Annotated in this window: 16 protein-coding genes; 12 read left to right on the forward strand and 4 right to left on the reverse strand. The window is 59.9% G+C overall.

All coding sequences use genetic code 11. The annotated features are described in order from the left end of the window. Positions 1–52: 52 nt before the first annotated feature. From ACRRSD_RS03090 to ACRRSD_RS03100, 3 genes are read left to right on the forward strand one after another with little or no spacing between them, the layout of a single operon-like run. On the forward strand, positions 53–1243 hold the full coding sequence (locus tag ACRRSD_RS03090) for a Gfo/Idh/MocA family protein (RefSeq protein WP_435037070.1): 1191 nt from the start codon (positions 53–55) through the stop codon (positions 1241–1243). Beyond that, entirely contained in the window at positions 1233–2315 is a 1083-nt protein-coding gene (locus tag ACRRSD_RS03095) for a sugar phosphate isomerase/epimerase family protein (protein WP_435037071.1), read from the forward strand. Before ACRRSD_RS03090 ends, ACRRSD_RS03095 begins: the two co-directional genes overlap by 11 nt. Before the next feature lie 42 nt (positions 2316–2357). Further along, positions 2358–3596 (forward strand): nucleoside permease, encoded by a 1239-nt coding sequence (locus tag ACRRSD_RS03100; RefSeq protein ID WP_435037072.1) that lies wholly within the window; start codon positions 2358–2360, stop codon positions 3594–3596. An 84-nt stretch (positions 3597–3680) separates the two neighbouring features. Here the strand turns inward: ACRRSD_RS03100 and ycaC are convergent, their stop codons facing one another. Next, entirely contained in the window at positions 3681–4313 is a 633-nt protein-coding gene (gene ycaC, locus ACRRSD_RS03105; RefSeq protein ID WP_007916011.1) for an isochorismate family cysteine hydrolase YcaC, read from the reverse strand. A 128-nt stretch (positions 4314–4441) separates the two neighbouring features. Further along, positions 4442–5038 carry a TetR family transcriptional regulator gene (locus ACRRSD_RS03110; RefSeq protein WP_435037073.1) on the reverse strand — a complete coding sequence of 199 codons (597 nt, stop codon included), beginning with the start codon at positions 5036–5038 and terminating at the stop codon, positions 4442–4444. Between the two features lie 140 nt (positions 5039–5178). Between ACRRSD_RS03110 and ACRRSD_RS03115 the strand changes: the two genes are divergently transcribed. From ACRRSD_RS03115 to ACRRSD_RS03130, 4 genes are all read left to right on the forward strand, one after another. Further along, positions 5179–6279: an alkene reductase gene (locus ACRRSD_RS03115; RefSeq protein ID WP_435037074.1), complete on the forward strand. Its 1101-nt coding sequence runs from the start codon at positions 5179–5181 to the stop codon at positions 6277–6279. Positions 6280–6340: 61 nt separating this feature from the next. Then, positions 6341–7123: an SDR family NAD(P)-dependent oxidoreductase gene (locus ACRRSD_RS03120; RefSeq protein ID WP_435037075.1), complete on the forward strand. Its 783-nt coding sequence runs from the start codon at positions 6341–6343 to the stop codon at positions 7121–7123. Positions 7124–7137: 14 nt separating this feature from the next. Beyond that, complete coding sequence (locus tag ACRRSD_RS03125; protein ID WP_435037076.1) at positions 7138–7968, forward strand: alpha/beta fold hydrolase; 831 nt, start codon at positions 7138–7140, stop codon at positions 7966–7968. 55 nt (positions 7969–8023) lie between these two features. Further along, the gene (locus ACRRSD_RS03130) at positions 8024–9022 is read left to right on the forward strand and encodes an NADP-dependent oxidoreductase (RefSeq protein ID WP_435037077.1); all 999 of its coding nucleotides are present in this window, start codon (positions 8024–8026) and stop codon (positions 9020–9022) included. 199 nt (positions 9023–9221) lie between these two features. Here ACRRSD_RS03130 and ACRRSD_RS03135 read toward each other — a convergent pair whose 3' ends face one another. Next, a complete protein-coding gene (locus ACRRSD_RS03135) occupies positions 9222–10154 on the reverse strand; it encodes a helix-turn-helix transcriptional regulator (RefSeq protein WP_095111883.1) in 933 nt (310 codons plus the stop codon). Positions 10155–10722: 568 nt separating this feature from the next. Here ACRRSD_RS03135 and ACRRSD_RS03140 point away from each other — a divergent pair. The 4 genes from ACRRSD_RS03140 (at position 10723) to ACRRSD_RS03155 (ending at position 14653) form a co-directional block, all read left to right on the forward strand. After that, the gene (locus ACRRSD_RS03140; RefSeq protein ID WP_123376762.1) at positions 10723–12072 is read left to right on the forward strand and encodes an MFS transporter; all 1350 of its coding nucleotides are present in this window, start codon (positions 10723–10725) and stop codon (positions 12070–12072) included. Between the two features lie 99 nt (positions 12073–12171). Next, positions 12172–12864 (forward strand): fumarylacetoacetate hydrolase family protein, encoded by a 693-nt coding sequence (locus ACRRSD_RS03145; RefSeq protein WP_435037078.1) that lies wholly within the window; start codon positions 12172–12174, stop codon positions 12862–12864. Between the two features lie 41 nt (positions 12865–12905). Continuing rightward, positions 12906–13664 (forward strand): SDR family oxidoreductase, encoded by a 759-nt coding sequence (locus ACRRSD_RS03150; RefSeq protein ID WP_435038472.1) that lies wholly within the window; start codon positions 12906–12908, stop codon positions 13662–13664. Between the two features lie 32 nt (positions 13665–13696). Further along, positions 13697–14653, forward strand: coding sequence for a 2-hydroxyacid dehydrogenase (locus tag ACRRSD_RS03155; RefSeq protein ID WP_435037079.1), 957 nt, complete (start codon positions 13697–13699; stop codon positions 14651–14653). 724 nt (positions 14654–15377) lie between these two features. Here ACRRSD_RS03155 and ACRRSD_RS03160 read toward each other — a convergent pair. Next, positions 15378–17513: a TonB-dependent siderophore receptor gene (locus tag ACRRSD_RS03160; RefSeq protein ID WP_435037080.1), complete on the reverse strand. Its 2136-nt coding sequence runs from the start codon at positions 17511–17513 to the stop codon at positions 15378–15380. A gap of 265 nt (positions 17514–17778) precedes the next feature. Here ACRRSD_RS03160 and paoC point away from each other — a divergent pair, with 265 nt between their 5' ends. Continuing rightward, positions 17779–19989: an aldehyde oxidoreductase molybdenum-binding subunit PaoC gene (gene paoC / locus ACRRSD_RS03165; protein WP_435037081.1), complete on the forward strand. Its 2211-nt coding sequence runs from the start codon at positions 17779–17781 to the stop codon at positions 19987–19989. Positions 19990–19999: the final 10 nt, after the last annotated feature.

Raw genomic sequence — 19999 nt, forward strand, 5'->3', positions numbered from 1 at the left:
TGTAACCGGTTACATCGTCGATATTCCGCATGAATCCACTGAGACAATTGCCATGACTGCTGCAGGTCGAAAAATAAGAATGGGCTTCGTCGGCGGTGGTGAAGGCGCCTTCATCGCCCAGGCACACCGGCAAGCCGCCGGCCTCGATGGACACTTTGAACTGGTCTGCGGTGCGTTCAGCCGCGACGTCCACAACAATCAACGCAGTGGTGCGGCGCTTGGGCTGCCTGCGCAACGCTGCTATGACGCCTGGCAAGACATGCTGGCCGCCGAACAAGCACTGCCGGCCGATCAGCGCATGGAACTGCTGGTCATCGTCACGCCCAATCACCTGCACGCCCCTATCGCCAGTGCAGCACTGAGCGCGGGTTTCCATGTGTTCAGTGAAAAGCCTGCTGCGCTTAATCTGGCGCAAGTGCAGGACCTGGCCAGCGTGGTCAACAACAGCCAGCGGATCTACGCCCTGGCGCACACCTACCTGGGGTATGCGATGGTCTGGCAGGCACGCGAGATGGTCGCCAACGGTGAAATCGGGCGTCTGCGCAAAGTCCTCGTCGAATACCCCCAAGGCTGGCTCAGCAGCGACGTGGCTGGCCAAGGCAACAAACAGGCGGGCTGGCGCGACAATCCTGAACAATCCGGCATCGGTGGTTGCATCAGTGACATCGGCACGCACGCATTTTCCCTCGCGGAGTTTGTCGCCGGTCAATCCATCCAGTTCATCAGCGCGATGCTCGGCTCACATTTGAGCAGTCGCCAGCTGGATGACGACGCCTCGATGCTGTTCAAAATGGCCGACGGCGCCAGCGGCGTATTGATCGCCAGCCAAGTGTGCGCGGGCGAAGAGAATCCGCTGAAGATTCGCCTGTATGGCGACAAGGGCGGGCTGGAATGGCGTCAGGAAGAGCCCGCCAGTCTGATCCATCGACCCTTGAATGAACCGATGCGCGTGCTGCGCTCGGGCCTTGGCCAACCTTGGCTGTGCGAAGCCGCCACCCGGCGCATGCGCTTGCCCGCCGGGCACCCGGAAGGCTACCTCGAGGCGATGGCCAATCTCTACGGCGACCTCGCGCAAGCCATTTTCCAGGGTGCGAGCGGCCCTGACGCACCCGGCGTTCCAGGCATTGCCACCGGGCTGCGCGGTATGGCCTTTATCGAGACCGCTATCGCCAACCATCGTGGAGAAGCCAAATGGACTCAAATACCCGACCTTGCGAATGGAGCACCCGCCAATGAGCGTTGATCAACAGCCCCCGAGCGGGATGCGCGGGCCAGGGATTTTTCTCGCCCAATTCATCGCCGACGAAGCACCTTTCGATACCTTGACCAACATCGCCCAGTGGGCCGCTTCCCAAGGCTACAAAGCCATTCAATTGCCGACCCTCGGCACGCGCTTCATCGACCTTGAACGCGCCGCCGAGAGTCAGGATTACTGCGACGAACTCATCGCCGTATGCGCCAAGGCCGGCGTGGTGATCAGCGAGCTGTCGACGCACCTGCAGGGCCAGTTGGTCGCGGTGCATCCGGCGTTCGACGCTCTCTTCGACGACTTTGCCCCGGCCGCGCTGCGTGGCAATCCGCAAGCACGCACCGAATGGGCAATCAACCAGTTGAAACTCGCGGCGCGCGCCAGTCAGCGCTTGGGGCTGACCGCCCACGCGACCTTTTCCGGCGCCCTGCTCTGGCCGTACGTCTACCCGTGGCCGCAACGCCCTGCCGGTCTGGTGGAACAGGGCTTTGCCGAATTGGCGAAACGCTGGTTGCCGATCCTTGAGTGCTTCGATGAGGCCGGTGTCGACCTCTGCTACGAGATCCACCCCGGCGAAGACTTGCACGATGGCGCCTCTTTCGAGCAATTCCTCGAAGCGGTGAATCACCATCCACGCGCGGCGATTCTGTATGACCCGAGCCATCTGTTGCTGCAGCAAATGGACTACCTGGGCTTCATCGATCGCTACCACGCGCGCATCCGCATGTTTCACGTCAAGGACGCGGAGTTTCGCGCCGACGCTCGATCCGGCGTATACGGCGGCTATCAGAGTTGGGTTGATCGTCCGGGTCGGTTTCGCTCACTGGGCGATGGCCAGATCGACTTCAAGGCGATCTTCAGCAAACTGACTCAATACGACTTCGACGGCTGGGCCGTGCTGGAGTGGGAATGCTGCCTGAAAGACGCTGCGCAAGGCGCTGCCGAAGGGGCGGCCTTCATCGAACGACACATGATCACCCGAACCCGCAAGGCATTCGACGATTTCGCCGGTGTCAGCGCTGACGAGCAATCCAACCGGCGTCTGCTGGGCCTTGGCGAACCCTGATGACAACGCTGTTACCGACATAAAAATAATACGGTGATTGAAATGAACGTAATGAATGCGCGACTCAGCGTCATGATGTTTTTGCAGTTTTTTATCTGGGGCGGCTGGTTCGTCACCCTCGGCACTTTCCTAACTACGACACTGGCAGCAAGCGGCGGCCAGGTGGGAATGGCGTTCTCCACGCAGTCGTGGGGCGCGATCATTGCGCCTTTTGTCGTTGGGCTTGTTGCAGATCGTTTTTTCAATGCCGAACGTATCCTGGCGGTGTTGCACCTGCTGGGCGCCGTGCTGCTCTTTCAGCTTTATCGGGCAACTGATTTCAGTGCGTTTTATCCCTACGTGCTGGCGTATATGCTGGTCTACATGCCGACGCTGGCCTTGGTCAACGCCGTAGCCTTCCGACAGATCAAAGACCCGGCCCGGGAGTTTTCCCGCATCCGCGTATGGGGCACCGTTGGCTGGATCGTCGCCGGCATCGTGATCAGTTTCGGCTTTGCCTGGGACGCTCAACAGGCGATTGCTGCGGGCGGTTTGCGCAACACGTTCCTGATGTCTGCCGTGGCCTCGCTGGTGTTGGGCCTCTACTGTTTCAGCCTGCCGAACACGGCGCCGCTGAAGTCGACGGGCGATTCACCAGGCATCAAGCAGATGCTGGGGGTGGACGCATTGGGCTTGCTCAAGGATCGCAGCTATCTGGTGTTCTTTCTTGCATCCATCCTGATCTGCATTCCTCTGGCGTTCTATTACCAGAATGCCAATCCGTTTCTGGCCGAAATCGGTGTCACCAACCCCACCGCGAAGATGGCTCTGGGTCAGGTCTCCGAAGTGCTGTTCATGCTTCTGCTACCCCTGTTCATCCAGCGTTTCGGCATCAAGATTGCCTTACTGGTCGGGATGCTGGCCTGGGCCTTGCGCTATGTGTTGTTTGCCTACGGCAACAATGGCGACCAAGCGTTCATGCTGCTGATCGGTATTGCTCTGCACGGCGTGTGTTATGACTTTTTCTTCGTCTGTGGGCAGATCTATACCGATGCCAAAGCCCCCGAGCGCTTCCGCAGCTCAGCTCAGGGCCTGATCACCTTGGCCACTTACGGTGTGGGTATGCTGATCGGATTCTGGGTGGCGGGTCAGATCACTGACCACTTTACCGCGCAAAACGGCCACGACTGGAGAAGTATATGGCTGTTTCCGGCAGGATTTTCGGTGATGGTTCTGCTGTGTTTCGCACTGGCGTTCAAGGGCCGAAGCGGCGAAAAAGAAGGGATGCCGTCGACCGTCTAGAGACGTCGCTCTGATAGGCACTGCGGCAGAAAAACAGAAAAAGCCTGCTTTTCAGGGCAGGCTTTTCGTTTGCAGCGCGCAGGCTTACTTTTGCTGAGCGGTCAGCGCCGAGTAGCTGTTCATCAGGTTGCGGTAGTTGGGGATGCGCTGCGACAGCAGATTGCCCAGCCCTTCAATGTCGTTGCGCCAGTCGCGGTGCAGCTCACACGCCACCGAGAACCAGTTCATCATCTGCGCACCAGCCTGGGTCATGCGGCTCCATGCGGCTTGTTGCACGGTGGTGTTGAAGGTGCCGGACGCGTCGGTGACCACAAACACATCAAACCCTTCCGCCAGCGCCGACAAGGTCGGGAACGCTACGCACACATCCGTCACTACACCGGCAATGATGATCTGCTTGCGACCGGTGGCTTTGATTGCCTTGACGAAGTCTTCGTTGTCCCAAGCGTTGATCTGACCAGGACGAGCGATGTACGGCGCGTCCGGGAACATCTCTTTCAACTCGGGTACCAGCGGGCCGTTCGGGCCTTGTTCGAAACTGGTGGTGAGGATGGTCGGCAGTTCGAAGAATTTGGCCAGATCGGCCAAGGCCAACACGTTGTTCTTGAATTCATTTGGCGAGAAGTCCTGCACCAGAGAAATCAGGCCGGTCTGGTGGTCGACCAGCAGCACGATGGCGTCGTCTTTGTTCAGGCGGTTGTAGGTTGGAGTGGTCATGGTCTGCTTCCCTTTTGAGTTTTAGAAGTTGTTGTTGCGTTCAAGTTGGGTACAGATTACTGACGCACAGAGACGGGATAAATCGGTTGAAAAGCGTTTCACCGTCAACTCAAAAAGGACAATACCGATTAACCAGCCACTTCTGCACTGTCGGCAGATATCAGCAATGACGCGGTCATTTCAGCGTGGCATACCGCAAGTATTTCATCGGCCAGCGCTGAGTCATCCGGGCAAGCACGCGACAGAATAATCGCGCCCACCGCCCGCGCCAGCATGTCGATCATTTTCACTCGCCCCGCGTCAGGCGCCGCGTCCGGCCCTGTCGGATACTTGTCGCCGAGCGTCTGCAGCGTGCGCTCGATGCCGTCGGCAAACGCTGTTTTCACTTCGTCAGACTGACGCGCGGCGTCGCCGCACAACGCCGCCATGGTGCAGCCACTGCCCCGCCCGTCCCGATGGTCTTTCGACACATAAGCGTCGATGAAGCCCTGAACATCAAGCGTTTCGGCACTGACCAACGAGCGCGCGAGGCTGTTGGCCGAGGCTTCGGACATCAGGTCAGCCTTCGAGCCGAAGTGCTTGTAGAAGCCGCCGTGGGTGAATCCGGCCGCAGCCATGAGGTCCGCGACGCCGACGCCGTCAAAACCTCGCTCACGAAACAACACCGATGCAGTCTCGACGATGTGCTCGCGGTTTGCCTGCGCCTGGGCTTTGGTGACTCTCACGTGCAATACCTCCGCTGAAATTCATGCGCCGATGATACATAGATGTCAGCCATAATCAAAACCGTTGACAGTTTAGATTTCGATCATCATCCTAATTACAGACATCATCGCTGCTCATCCACAGGCACGGATCAAACCCCATGACCGATCAAAATCTTTTCACGCCGTACACGCTTGGCTCCCTGACGCTGGCGAATCGAATTGTGCTCGCGCCGCTGACCCGCAATCGAGCGGGCGAAGGCTTTGTGCCCAGTGAATTCGCGGCCACCTACTACAGTCAACGCGCCTCCGCTGGCCTGCTGATTTCTGAAGCGACGCAGATCTCCCGACAGGGCCAGGGCTATCAGGACACCCCGGGGATTTACACGCAGGCGCAGATCGATGGTTGGCGCAAGGTGACCGCCGCGGTGCACGAAAAAGGCGCGAAGATCTTTCTGCAACTGTGGCATGTCGGTCGTGTTTCACACGTTGATCTTCAAGAAAACGGCGCCGCACCTGTAGCCCCCTCCGCGATACGCCCGGCGACCAAAGTGTTCGTCAACAACCGTTTTGAAGACGTTTCCCCGCCGCGAGCACTGGACATCAGCGAACTTGCGGGGATCGTCAACGATTTCCGCCAGGCAGCGGTCAACGCTATCGCCGCTGGGTTTGATGGTGTGGAAATCCACGGCGCCAACGGTTATTTGCTCGATCAATTCATCAAGGATGGCGCCAACGTGCGCACCGATGCCTACGGCGGCTCGATTGAAAATCGTGCGCGCTTGTTGCTGGAAGTGACGGCCGCGGTCGTTGCCGAGATTGGCGCAGATCGCACCGGCATTCGCCTCTCGCCGGTGTCGCCGGCCAACGGGGTTTCGAGCAGCGACCCGCAAGGGCAATTCGATTACATCGTCGAGCAACTCGATGCGCTGGGCATCGTTTATCTGCATGTGGTCGAAGGCGCAACCGGTGGGCCGCGCGATGTCGCGCCGTTCGATTTCGGCGCTCTGCGTCAGCGTTTCAAAAACACCTACATCGCCAACAACGGCTATGACCTCGACCTGGCGAACGCGCGGATTGCCGAGGACCAGGCCGACCTGATCGCCTTCGGTCGCCCGTTCATTGGCAATCCCGATCTGGTCGAGCGCCTGGCGGCCGGTGCACCGTTGGCCGGTTTCAACCCCGCCACCCTGTATGGCGGCGGTGCGGAAGGCTACATCGACTACCCGACCCTGGCTGAATGGAGCACTGCTGCTCAGTAAGCCGAGCTTCAGCGCATTTACTGCCTCTCCTTAATCGATGTTATTGAAAAGAGATGACCCTATGAACGCCCACCCTGCTGTTCTGATCACTGGCGCCTCTACCGGCATCGGCGCGGTCTACGCCAAACGCTTCGCTCAACGCGGGCACGATCTGGTGCTGGTCGCCCGCGATCTCGAGCGCTTGGAAACACTCGCCGCGAAACTGCGGAGCGAACACAGCGTCACCGTGGATGTGCTTCAGGCCGACCTGACCCAACTCAAAGACCTGACCACCGTCGAATCGCGCCTGCGCGACGATGCGCGCATTGGCATCCTCGTCAATAACGCGGGTGCCGCGCAGTCCGGCAACTTCATCGAGCAGAGCACCGACAAAGTGGCCAATCTGGTCGCCCTCAACACCACGGCACTGGTGCGACTCGCCAGTGCCATCGCTCCCCGTCTGGCGAAGGCCGGTGACGGCGCCATTATCAACATCGGCTCGGTGGTCGGTCTGGCCCCGGAGTTCGGCATGTCGGTCTACGGCGCGACCAAGGCGTTTGTCCTGTTCCTGTCCCAGGGGCTGAGCCTGGAACTGTCGCCACTGGGCGTTTACGTGCAAGCCGTGCTGCCAGCTGCTACCCGCACGGAGATCTGGGATCGCGCGGGCATCGACATCAACACCTTGAGCGAGATCATGGAAGTCACCGATCTGGTCGATGCGGCACTGGTCGGTTTCGATCGTCGCGAGCCGGTGACCATTCCGCCGCTGCATGAAAGTGAGCGCTGGGATGCCTTGCAGACCGCGCGGCAGGGCCTGCTGGCGCAGATCCGCCAGTCGGCAGTCGCCCAGCGCTATCTGGCGTGATTGCAGTGGAACACATGCCTTTCGTCAACGCCGCCAACCAATCGATTTTGGTTGGCGGCACGGCGTTCGCCTATCGAGACCTCGGCCCGAAATCGGCGGTGCCGCTGATCCTGCTCAATCATTGGGGCGCGGCACTTGACGACTTCGACCCGCGAATCGTCGATGGTCTGGCGCGAACCCGGCGCGTGATCGCCATTGACTATCGCGGTGTCGGTGGCTCAGCCGGCACAGCGCCCCTGACCGTCGCGCAGATGGCCGACGACGTCATCAGCCTGATCGCAGCGCTGAAATTCACCAGCGTCGATCTGCTGGGTTTTTCCCTCGGCGGATTCGTTGCTCAGGACATCGCGCTCAAAGATCCCGCCTTGGTGCGGCGCCTGATTCTGACCGGCACCGGACCGGCTGGCGGAGTCGGTATCGCCAAGGTCGGCGCGGTTTCCTGGCCACTGATGTTCAAGGGTTTGTTGACCCTGCGCGATCCCAAGTTCTACCTGTTTTTCACCACAACTGCCAACGGACGGCGGGCCGCGACCGACTTCCTGCAACGTTTGAAAGAGCGCCGCAAAGATCGCGACAAGCGCCCGACACCCAGCGCTTTTCTGCGGCAGTTGAAAGCCATCAAGGCATGGGGAAGACAGACGCCGCAGCACCTTGGCGACCTGCGAATTCCGACGCTGGTGGTCAACGGTGACAGCGACATCATGGTGCCCACGGTCAACTCGATTGACCTGGTGAACCGGATTCCCTACGCGCAATTGATCATTTATGAAGACGCCGGACACGGCGCGATTTTCCAGAACTACGCTGACTTTGTCGGCAAAGCGCAGGCGTTTCTCGACCACTGAAGCAATCCGCTCAGGCAACGCAGCCCTTCCCCAAACAGTGAGAGCCGTATCCACCATGAAAGCTTATTTTATCGATCGCTACGGCAAGCAGAACGGGTGTATTGGCGACGTTCCCGAGCCTTTGCCGGGCGCCCATGACGTGCTGATTGAAGTCCATGCTGCCAGCGTCAACGTACTCGATTCAAAGATTCGCAGCGGCGAATTCAAACTGATTCTGCCGTACTCATTGCCCTTGGTGCTGGGCAACGATTGTGCCGGCGTGGTGATTGAGGTTGGCGCGGCGGTCAAGGGTTTCAAGCCCGGCGACGCGGTGTATGCGCGCGTGCCCGAACAGCGAATCGGCACGTTCGCCGAGCGAATCGCCGTCGACCAAAACGCCGTAGCATTGAAGCCCGCCAACCTCAGTATGGAACAAGCCGCCGCCATTCCCTTGGTTGCACTGACAGCCTGGCAAGCGCTGGTCGACATCGCCCATTTGCAAAAGGGTCAGAAGGTCTTGATTCACGCCGGTTCCGGCGGTGTCGGAACCATCGCCATTCAACTGGCCAAGCACCTCGGCGCTGTTGTCGCGACCACCACCAGCAGCGCGAATGTCGAGTGGGTTAAAGCGTTGGGCGCAGACGTGGTGATTGATTACAAACAGCAGCACTTCGAGCAGGAACTGCGCGACTACGACGTGGTGCTGAACAGCCTCGGCACCGACGTTCTGGAAAACTCGCTCAAGGTACTCAAGCCGGGCGGTCAGCTGATTTCCATATCAGGCCCGCCAACTGCCGAGTTCGCCAGGGCGCAGGGCCTGGCCTGGCCGCTGCGGCAGGTCATGCGCTTGTTGAGCCTGAGCATTCGGCGCAAGGCGCGCAAGCAGGATGTCCGTTACAGCTTCCTGTTTATGCGGGCCAACGGTACACAACTGCACGAAATCACCACCCTGATTGAAGCCGGCGAAATAAGTCCTGTGCTTGACCGCATCTTCGCCTTCGAGTCTGCGGGCGAAGCCCTGACTTACGTCGAACAGGGCCGTGCAAAAGGCAAGGTAATCGTGCAGATCAAATAGTTGCCTGCCTGTAATCATCTGGCGAAAGACCCATGGATAACGTTGCCTGCGACACCGAAAAGCCCCCCACCAACGAACGCCAAGACACGGAAAACAAACACCCACCTGAACCAGCGAACCACGAAACGCCCGACCCCAAGCAGCACAACGCAATACTTGGCGTTGCTCCGATCGTCTGGCGGCCCTTGATGCTTGAGCCCTAAGTGTTCAACGGCGATTGCGGTGTATCCGGATTGAGTTGCCGGCGGCGAAACTGTCCCGGCGGCTGACCGTGAATCTGCCGAAAGCGTCGCGAAAAATAGGCTTCGTCAGCGAAGCCGCACAACCGCGCCACCTCGCCCACCGAGCGCGTGCTGTTGAGCAGAAAATTGCGCGCCGCGTGCATCCTGCGTTCGAGCACCAGTTCGGTGAAGGTCTTGCCGATCTCCTTGCGCAACCAGTGCGTCAGGTAGGTAGGCGACAGGTATGTCGCCGCAGCCACCTTGATCAGATTGAGATCAGGGTCGGCAATGTTCTTGCGCAGATATTCGAACATGCGGCCCAGCGCATCCCGGCGGCTGACCTCGGCCGCATTCTCTTCGGCCAGACGCTTGAGTGGCTCGGCGTAAAGGAAACACACGCTGCCAATCAGTTGCAGCAACAAGCCCTTGAGCATCTCGCGCGTCCCAAACTGACGGTTCTCGTCCAGCGTGCGCATCTGCTCGATCAAGGCACAGACCTTGGCGAAGTCCTCATCCCCAAGAATGAAATCCAGATGCTCCTGAAAGCGGAATGGCGATAACTCCGGCGCCAGCAGGATCGACACTTCTTCCAGATCCATCGGGTCGCACTGCAAATGCGGCAAGAGAAAGGTCTGGGAAAAATTGATCACCATGAAATTGCTGTCCGCTGGATGCGGGATCACATGCACTCGGTGCGGCAGGATGAAGGCCAGGGTGTTGCGCGGGAATGGACGCTCGACGTTGCCGATGTGCTGCACGGTGTCGCCACCGAGGTTGATCTGGATCTGGAAATACTCGTGCCGATGGGGACTGGTCTCGGCGCGCCGGCCCTTTTTGTCGCGAATGTAGAAGTCGGTCAATTCGCTGCGCTGCTGCATGACATAGGTGGGAATACGACTGAGTGACGACATCTGCGCGGAATCCTCGACAGGTTTTGCAGTGAACTGGCGACCTTCATCTTGCAGACAAGCACGCCGTACACGCAAGAAGTCATACGACGACCTGCCTCCCCAAGAGATTTTTCATCTCCGACATGGCATTTAGCCTGTCCAAAAACGGTGAGAACGATTCGAGTTTTTTTATTGTTAATAATCAATTAATTAACTGATATATCTAAAAACATTATGAAGAAACCAACCAATTTGGTTCTTGGACAGGTTTAGCAATGCCGCCTCCATAGAAAAAAAACGTTCTAACCTCTCGGTTGATTTACCGATGTTGTACGACCACTGTTAGCCGACGCAGCCCAACCTCTTCCAAAAACAATCACAGGTGTGCACGTCATGATTCTGCAACTCCCCCTCGCCGCCCCTCCCGACATTGTCCCGATCATGCCGACTGGAAGACGTTTCTGAACGTCTGACGCTGGCTGCTCGCACCGTTCGTTCCAGTATCGTTTGGCATGCCCCGACCATCGCGGGCAACGCCTTCGGCTGCGCGAAACCATCTCGATTCTTCTAACAATAACGAGGTCTCTCCATGTCGAATTCACACGCTTCCCAAGCCACCGTGCCGCCGGTGATAGACGGCGCCCGGGACGCCGTCCTGCCACAACGCCTGCCCTCGCGGCGACGCTGGTTCATGCTCTCGCTGCTGCTGATTGCGACGATCATCAATTACATCGACCGGGTCAATATCTCGATTGCCGCGCCATTCATGGCCAAAGACCTGGGTCTGGACAAGATCGAAATGGGCCTGATTTTCTCGGCATTTGCCTGGACGTATGCTCTGGCTCTGGTTCCTGCCGGGTTTATCGCTGACCGCTTCGGTTCGCGCTTTACTTACGGGGTGTCGCTGATCAGTTGGTCGACGGTGACCGTGTGTCAGGGTTTTGCCACAGGTTTTGCGTCATTGTTCGGTTTGCGTCTGGCAGTTGGTGCCATGGAAGCACCGGCGTTCCCGGCCAACAGTCGCGCGGTGACGGTGTGGTTCCCGGCGCGGGAGCGCGGTCTGGCCAGCAGCATCTACGTGTGCGGGCAATACCTGGGCACGGCGCTGTTTACCGGCGCGCTGCTCTGGCTGGCGACCACATTTGACTGGCGTCACGTGTTCTACAGTACCGGCGTGCTCGGCATCGTCTTCGGCGTGCTGTGGTTGTACCTGTATCGCGATCCGTTGAACTGTAAAAAGGTCAGCAAAGAAGAGTTGAAATACATCGAAGCCGGCGGCGGTCTGGTCAAAAGCAGTCAGGAACGTACCCGCTTCAACTGGCGACAAATCGCCGAGCTGTTCAGCTACCGGCAAATATGGGCGATTTGCATCGGCAAGTTCGCCAGCACCTCGGCGCTGTACTTCTTTCTGACCTGGTTCCCCACCTACCTGATCGAAGAACGCCAGCTGACCATGATCAAGGCCGGAATCTTCGCAGTTCTGCCCTTTGTCGGCGCGACGGTTGGCATCCTTCTCGCCGGCATCGTGTCGGACTTGTTGATCCGTCGTGGCTACTCGATGTCCTTCGCCCGCAAGTTGCCGCTGGTGATTGGGTCAATGCTGGGGATGTCCATCGTGCTGGTGAATTTCACCGATTCGAACACGATCTGCATCGCCGTGCTGACCATCGCGTTCTTTGCGCAAGGCATCGCCTCGTCTTCGTGGGCGGCCGTATCGGAAGTGGCGCCCAAGGAGCTGATCGGCTTGACCGGCGGGATCACCAGCCTGGCCGCCAACATTGGTGGCATCGTCACGCCGATCGTGATTGGCGCGATTGTTCACGCCACCGGCTCATTCGCCTGGGCCTTCTGGTTCATTGGCGGCGTGGCGCTGATTGGCACCCTCTCCTACTCACTGCTGCTCGGCCGCTTGTACCGCATCGAATTGAAGGTGCGCTGACGCCAACAGCACCGTTTTCTCCAACTGCAGGCGGTTTTCGTCCAACTTCCTCAACGACTGCCGCCGTACGCTGAAGCTACCAACTGGACTCATAACAGGATGAACATGACCGAATACGTCTTCACGCCGGATCTGCCCGTGACCTTGCCCGTTGTCGGCAGTGAGCAACGCTTTCCCGTTGGCCGGGTGTTTTGTGTCGGCCGCAACTACCCGTGGCCAGACGCCGTCGGCCAGTCGCGCCAGCCGCCGGTGTTTTTCATGAAACCGGCGAGCACCGTTGTCGACGCCGTCGGTGAAGTGGCATTCCCTTCGCTGACCGAGGATTTCGCCCACGAAATCGAACTGGTGGTGGCCATCGGTGAAGGTGGCGCGAATATTCCCGAAAGCGAGGCGCTGGCTTATGTCTGGGGTTACGCCGCCGGCCTCGACCTGACCCGTCGTGATGTTCAGCGCGCCGCCAAGAGCAACGGTTTGCCGTGGGAAGGTGCCAAGGTGTTCGACGGCGCCGCACCGATGACGGCGATTGTCCCGGTGAGCCGTGCCGGACATCCCGAAGGTGAGCTGTGGTTGAACGTCAACGGCGAGGAGCGTCAGCGCGACAGTCTCGACAGCCAGATCTGGTCGGTGGCTGAAGTGATCAGCCGGATCTCCCGGTCAGTGGCGCTGAGGGCCGGCGACTTGATCATGACCGGCAGCCCGGCCGGCGTCGACGGGCTGCAGCCCGGCGATGTGATCAACGCCGGCATCGACGGTATCGGCCAACTGCAAATGCGCGTCGGCCCACGGGCCTGAACGCCGCAGTGATTTGAAGACAGGAGAACAACAAAATGTCCATCAATCATCCTTTGAAAGTCGCGCTGGTCACCGGCGCCGGTAGCGGAATCGGCCGCTCCGTAGCGCTTGGCCTGCTGGCCGACGGTTACACCCTGGTGCTTGCCGGTCGGCGGCCGGAACCTTTGCAAGCGCTGGTCGAACTGGCGGTGAGCGAAGGGCACGAAGCCCTCGCGGTGCCCACCGATGTGCGTGACCCGGTCAGTGTCGATGCGCTGTTCGCAACCATTGCCGAGGTCTACGGACGTCTGGATGTGGTGTTCAATAATGCCGGGGTCAATGCCCCCGCCGTGCCACTCGATGAACTGACATTCGAGCAGTGGCGCAACGTCATCGACACCAACCTCAACGGGGTTTTCCTCTGTGCTCGTGGTGCCTTCGCACTGATGCGCCGGCAACAGCCTCAGGGCGGACGCATCATCAATAACGGTTCGATTTCGGCACACACACCACGTCCATTCAGCAGCGCCTACACCGCCAGCAAACATGCGGTACTGGGCCTGACCAAATCCCTGGCGCTGGACGGTCGCGAATTCAACATCGCCTGCAGCCAGATCGACATCGGCAACGCCCTGACCGAAATGTCGGTACGCATGACCAAAGGTGTACGTCAGGCCAACGGCAGCATCGCCGTGGAGCCGATGGTTGACGTCAAGCATGTCGCCGATGCCGTGCGCTACATCGCCGGCCTGCCGCTGTCGGCCAACGTTCTGAACATGACCGTCATGGCCACCGCCATGCCGTTTGCCGGCCGCGGTTGAGCCGGCCTTTTTATTCGGTTAGAGAGGTTTACATGAAGCCAGAAGTCTTGCAGCTCAGCCCGATCCTGATTCCTGAAATCAATGCGCGTCTCGACCAACTGTTCACGGTCAGACGCTACTTCCAGCAGGCAGACAAACCCGCCTATGTGCAGGAGCACGGCGCCAATATTCGTGGGGTGATCACCGGCGGGCACACAGGCATTACCCAAGCACTGATGGCGCAACTGCCAAACCTTGAGGTGGTCGCGGTCAACGGCGTCGGCACCGATGCGGTTGACCTGGCTTACGCCCGTGATCGCGGCATCCGCGTGACCGCGACCATTGGCGCGTTGACCGAAGACGTCGCCGACCTCGCCATCGGCTTGCTGATTTCAGTGTGTCGCGGGCTGTGTACCAGTGATCGCTATGTGCGCTCGGGCCAATGGCCGCACAGCGCCACACCGCTGGCGCCGCTACCGTTGGCCCGGCAGGTGTCCGGCATGCGTATCGGCATTGTCGGCATGGGCCGGGTTGGCCGCGCGGTGGCCAGCCGAGCGGCGGCCTTCGGCTGTCCGATCAGTTACACCGACCTGCAACCGATGAGCGATGTCACCCACACTTTCGTCGCCGACCTCAAGCAATTGGCCCGCGACAGCGATGCGCTGATTCTCGCCGCCGCTGCCGACAAGGCCGAAGCCATCATCGATGCTTCCGTGCTACAGGCCTTGGGCAAGGACGGTTATCTGATCAACGTGGCACGGGGCAAACTGGTCAACGAGGCTGATTTGGTGGCGGCGCTGAATGCCGGCGAGATCGCCGGTGCGGGGCTGGATGTGTTTGTCGATGAACCGAATGTGCCAGAAGCCCTGTTCGGCAATGAGCAAGTGGTGCTGCAGCCGCACCGCGCCAGCGCGACATTGCAGACGCGCACACGCATGGGAGAAATGGTGGTGGCGAGTCTGCTGGACAGTTTTGCCGGGAAAACGCCGCAGGGTTGTGTCACTGGCTAAGTGGCGGGTGCTGAAACAGCTGCCCTCACCCTAGCCCTCTCCCCCAGGAGAGGGGACCGATTGGGGGATATTGGCGATGTGCGCCGACATGCAATAGCGTCTGTGAATCCAATGCCGTCAGGCATTACCGATGAATCCATAATCGACGCGTTGTTTCAGGTCGATGCATAACGCCAGACACCTCGGTCGGCTCCCTCTCCCCCAGGAGAGGGGACCGATTGGGGGATATTGGCGATGTGCGCCGACATGCAATAGCGTCTGTGAATCCAATGCCGTCAGACATTACCGATGAATCCATAATCGACGCGTTGTTTCAGGTCGATGCATAACGCCAGACACCTCGGTCGGCTCCCTCTCCCCCAGGAGAGGGGACCGATTGGGGGATATTGGCGATGTGCGCCGACGTGCAATAGCGTCTGTGAATCCAATGCCGTCAGGCATTACCGATGAATCCATAATCGACGCGTTGTTTCAGGTCGATGCATAACGCCAGACACCTCGGTCGGCTCCCTCTCCCCCAGGAGAGCGGACCGATTGGGGGATATTGGCGATGTGCGCCGACATGCAATAGCGTCTGTGAATCCAATGCCGTCAGGCATTACCGATGAATCCATAATCGACGCGTTGTTTCAGGTCGATGCATAACGCCAGACACCTCGGTCGGCTCCCTCTCCCCCGGGAGAGGGCTGGGGTGAGGGGCAGCCGTTGCAGCGTCGAGCTCGGCTTACAAGGTGTAGGAAATCCCCACCTGCACCGTTCTCGGCGCGCCGGGATAGGCGTAGACATTACCAAACGCGCCCTCTTCGTAATCCCGGTCAAACAGATTCTTCACGTCAAGATTGAGCCGTACTTTCTCGTTAACCTTATAGAAGCCGAGCAAATCGACAACGCTGTAACTGCCCATCGAGAACGCGGTATTAGCGGTTTGCCCAGCGCGTTCGTCAACGTATTTGAGTCCGGTACCCAGGCCCAAACCTTTAAGCGCTCCGTCCTGAAACTCGTAAACGTTGAGCAGGCTAAAGCTGTTTCGCGGAATGTTCATCAGACGTGTGCCCGAACGGATCACATTGTCCTTGGTCACTTCGGCATCCACGTAGGCGTAGCCGCCGATAACGCGCCATTCGGGTGTCAGGTTGCCGGCGACGTTCAGGTCAAAACCACGGCTACGCACTTCCCCGGCCGCCACACTGAAGGTCGAGTCCACCGGGTCGGTGGTCAGCACGTTGCGCTTTTCGATCTGATAGATCGCCGCGTCGACGCTCAACTGCTGATCCAGCGCCTCCCACTTGATGCCCATTTCATAAGACTTGCCTTTCTCCGGTGCGAAGCCTCCGCCCACGCGGCTCGCGCCAGTGTTGGGCTTGAACGAGCGCGCAGTGTCGGCGTAGATCGCCAGAGTCTCGGTCAGGTCGTAGGTCACGCCGAGGCGCGGGGTCACAGCGTTGTCGCTGGCCTGCCAGTTTTTGCCGCCCGGCACGTAGGTTTCATAGTCGTGTTCGAAACGCTCGAAACGCGCCCCGGCCAAGACCTTCAGACGCTCGGTCAGCGCCACCTGATCCTGCACGAACGCGGCGTAGGTCTTGAGGTTTTCCTTGTCGTGGGTCGGTGTGCGGGTCAATGCCGGGCGTGGCTGGCCGTAGACCGGATCGAAGATGTCGATCGGGTAGGCGCCGACCGCGCCGCTGGAGCGCTGAATGATCGACTTGTAATCGTAGTCTTCGTATTCGATGCCGGTCAGCAAGGTGTGCTGCAGGCCACCGATGCTGAAATGCCCGGTCAGATTGAGCTGGGTGTCCTTGTCGGTCCACTCCAGTTTGCGGTAGTTGAAGTTACGCCCCAGGGTTCGACCGTCATCAGCAATGCCGTTGGCTTCGATGGCATTGCCCTCAAGCGAGCCGTCGAGCCACTGGAAGCCACCGCCCAGCGTCCAGTCATCATTGAGCAGATGTTCGAAGCGCAGTTGCGCCATGTTGTTGTCGTTGTGCAATTTGCCGGCGTCTTTTTCGCCGAAAAACGTATCCCGCGAGGCGGTGCCGATCTGCTTGGCGTAACGCGTCACGCCGCGATCCAGCGGGTGATTGTTGCGCATGAAATCACCCTCGAAGATCACTCGGGTGGTATCGCTGGCCTGCCAGGTCAGCACTGGCGTCACGCCGTAGCGCTCGGTCTCGACGTGATCGCGGAAGGTATCGCCGCCCTCGCCCACGACGTTCAATCGATAGGCCAGGCGCCCTTCTTCGTCCAGTGGGCCGGAGGCGTCCAGGGTGCCGCGCTTCATGCCTTGATCATTTAACTGACTGCCCAAGGTGACTGTGCGCTCGGCCAGCGGCTGCTTGGAGACCACATTGAAAGTACCGCCGGGATCGCCACGACCGTAGAGCATCGTCGCCGGCCCGCGCAGCACTTCCAGACGCTCGATGGTGTTGGCGTCGGGCATGTTCGGGTAGCCGCGATTGATCGGGAAGCCGTTGCGGTAGAACTCGCCCGTGGTGAAACCGCGCACGGTGAATGTGGTCAGCCCCTGCCCGCCGAAATTGTTCGCCCGGCCCACGCCGCCAGCGTAGTCGAGTGCGTCTTGCAAACGCGTGGCGCCAATGTCTTCGACCGCATCCTTGGTCACGACGCTGATCGATTGCGGGGTTTCATGGATGGCGGTATCGGTACGCGTAGCACTGGCAGAACGCGTCGCGCGATAACCCTGCACCGGGCCGTCGGCCCGTTCGTAATCCGCGGTACCGACTACGTCGGTCGCCTCCAGCTCAAGCGCTGAAGAGGTCGAATCGGCCGGTTCGGCCGGTTCGGCCCACGAGGAAGAAGACAACGCTTGCAGCACACACACGGAAAGCAGGGTTCGACGCATGAAATGAAAACCTTGTGAATAGGCCAGAACGAAGGGTAAAACCGCCAGAACAGCGGCGCGGATGGTATACCAGAGATCATGTAATTGAAACTTATTCTTATTTGTCATGTTGGTCAGGATTCGTGAGCCGGACTCATGACTTCATCCTTTCAAGGCCTATTATCAGAAGTGTTTCAATGGCCTAGGCTCGTAGGCGATATGGCCTGTAACGCTGGTGCCGAGGCGCCCGGCGTTGTCCGCCAACCCGTCTGAGGAGAATATCCCGATGAAATTCGACACACCGGCCGGCACCAATCCGATCGATCAATTGAACGTCATCGGCAAGCCCGCCGACCGCATCGATGGCAAGTTGAAAACCACCGGGACCGCGCCTTACGCGTATGAGCAACATGCCGCAGTGCCCAATCCGGCCTATGGCTATGTTATCGGTGCCGGGATCGGCAAGGGACGAATTGCCTCGATCGACTCGACGCAGGCGAGCAACAGTTCCGGCGTGATCGCTATCGTCACCTACGAGAATGCCGGGCCTTTGGCCAAGGGCGAGTTCTATGTCGCGCGCGCCTTGGCTGGCCCGCAGGTGGACCACTATCACCAGGCTGTCGCGATCGTCGTCGCGCAGACATTTGAAGAGGCCCGCAGCGCCGCCAACCTGCTGGAAATCACCTATGTCGCCGAACCCGGCGCGTTCGATCTGGCTGCCGCCAAGGATTCGGCAACCCCGCCGCCACCCGCTGGTTTCGGCCCTCCGCCGCAGACGCAGACCGGAGATTTCGAAGGCGACTTCAGCGCCGCACCGATCCAGATCGACCAGCACTACAGCACGCCGGATCAGGCGCACGCGATGATGGAACCCCACGCCACCATCGCCCAGTGGAACGGCAACTCACTGACGTTGTGGACGTCGATCCAGCAGATCAACTGGGGCGTGCGCGATCTGGCCAGGACACTCGGCATACGCAAAGAAGATATTCGTTTGATATCGCCCTACATCGGCGGCGGTTTCGGCGGCAAAGGCACGATCCTGTGTGACGCGGTGCTGGCGGCGCTGGCGGCACGACACGCCGGGCGCCCGGTGAAAGTCGCGCTGCCGCGTCCGCTGATGTTCAACAACCTGACTCATCGCCCCGCGACCCTTCAACGCATTCGCATCGGTGCCAGCCGCGACGGCTTGATCACTGCCATCGGCCATGAGAGTTGGTCAGGCAATCTGCCCGGGGGGCGGGCCGAAGCCGCGACGGCCTCGACACGGTTGCTCTACGCTGGGGCCAACCGCATGACCCGTCTGAATCTTGCCGTGCTGGACCTGGCCGAAGGCTCGGCCATGCGCGCGCCGGGGGAAGCACCGGGCATGATGGCGCTGGAAATTGCCATGGACGAACTGGCGGAAAAACTCGGTATCGACCCGTTGCAATTGCGCCTGGTCAACGACACTCAGGTCGATCCCGAACAGCCATCGCGCCCGTTCTCCACACGGCAACTTGTCGAGTGCTTACAAACCGGCGCCAAGCACTTCGGCTGGCACCAGCGCAACGCAAGCGCCGGCCAGCGTCTGGAGAATGGCTGGCTGATCGGCATCGGGCTGGCGTCGGCCATACGTGGGGCGCCAACTACCGCATCGGCGGCCCGTGTGCGCCTCGATCGACACGGAAGAATCACCGTCGAAACCGACATGACTGACATAGGCACCGGCAGCTACACGATCATTGCGCAGACCGCCGCCGAGATGATGGGGGTTGAACTGGACCGGGTCGAAGTTCGTCTTGGCGACTCGCGCTTTCCAGAGTCGTCGGGATCGGGTGGGCAATGGGGTGCGGCGTCGTCTTCCGCCGGGGTCTATGCCGCTTGCGTCAAGTTGCGCGAAGCCGCTGCCCGCGCCGTCGGACTGGATCCGCAAACGGCCGAATTTGCCCACGGCGAAGTTCACGATGGCACGCGGCATTTTCCTTTGGCTCAAGCAGCCGCCGCGGGCGACCTGGTTGGCGAAGATCGCATGGAATTCGGCGATCTGGCCCAGCGCTTTGCCCAGCAGACCTTCGGCGCACATTTCGCTGAGGTGGCGGTCAACGCGGCGACCGGCGAGATTCGCCTGCGTCGGCAATTGGCGGTCTGCGCAGCAGGGCGGATTCTCAATCCGAAGACCGCGCGCAGCCAAATCATCGGCGGCATGACCATGGGCGCCGGGGCCGCACTGATGGAAGAACTGCAGGTCGACAGGCGCCTTGGTTTTTTCGTCAACCATGACCTCGCCGGTTACGAAGTGCCGGTGCACGCCGACATTCCCCATCAGCAGGTGATTTTCCTCGATGAGGTTGATCCCTACGCCACGCCGCTCAAGGCCAAAGGCGTCGGCGAGTTGGGCATCAGTGGCGCCGCAGCGGCCATCGCCAACGCAATTTACAACGCCACCGGCGTGCGTGTGCGCGACTACCCGATCACGCTGGACAAACTCATCGCGCACTTGCCGGAACAGATTTGAAGCGCTGTTC

This window comes from Pseudomonas neuropathica, assembly GCF_051174785.1.
Lineage (GTDB): Bacteria > Pseudomonadota > Gammaproteobacteria > Pseudomonadales > Pseudomonadaceae > Aquipseudomonas > Aquipseudomonas neuropathica_A.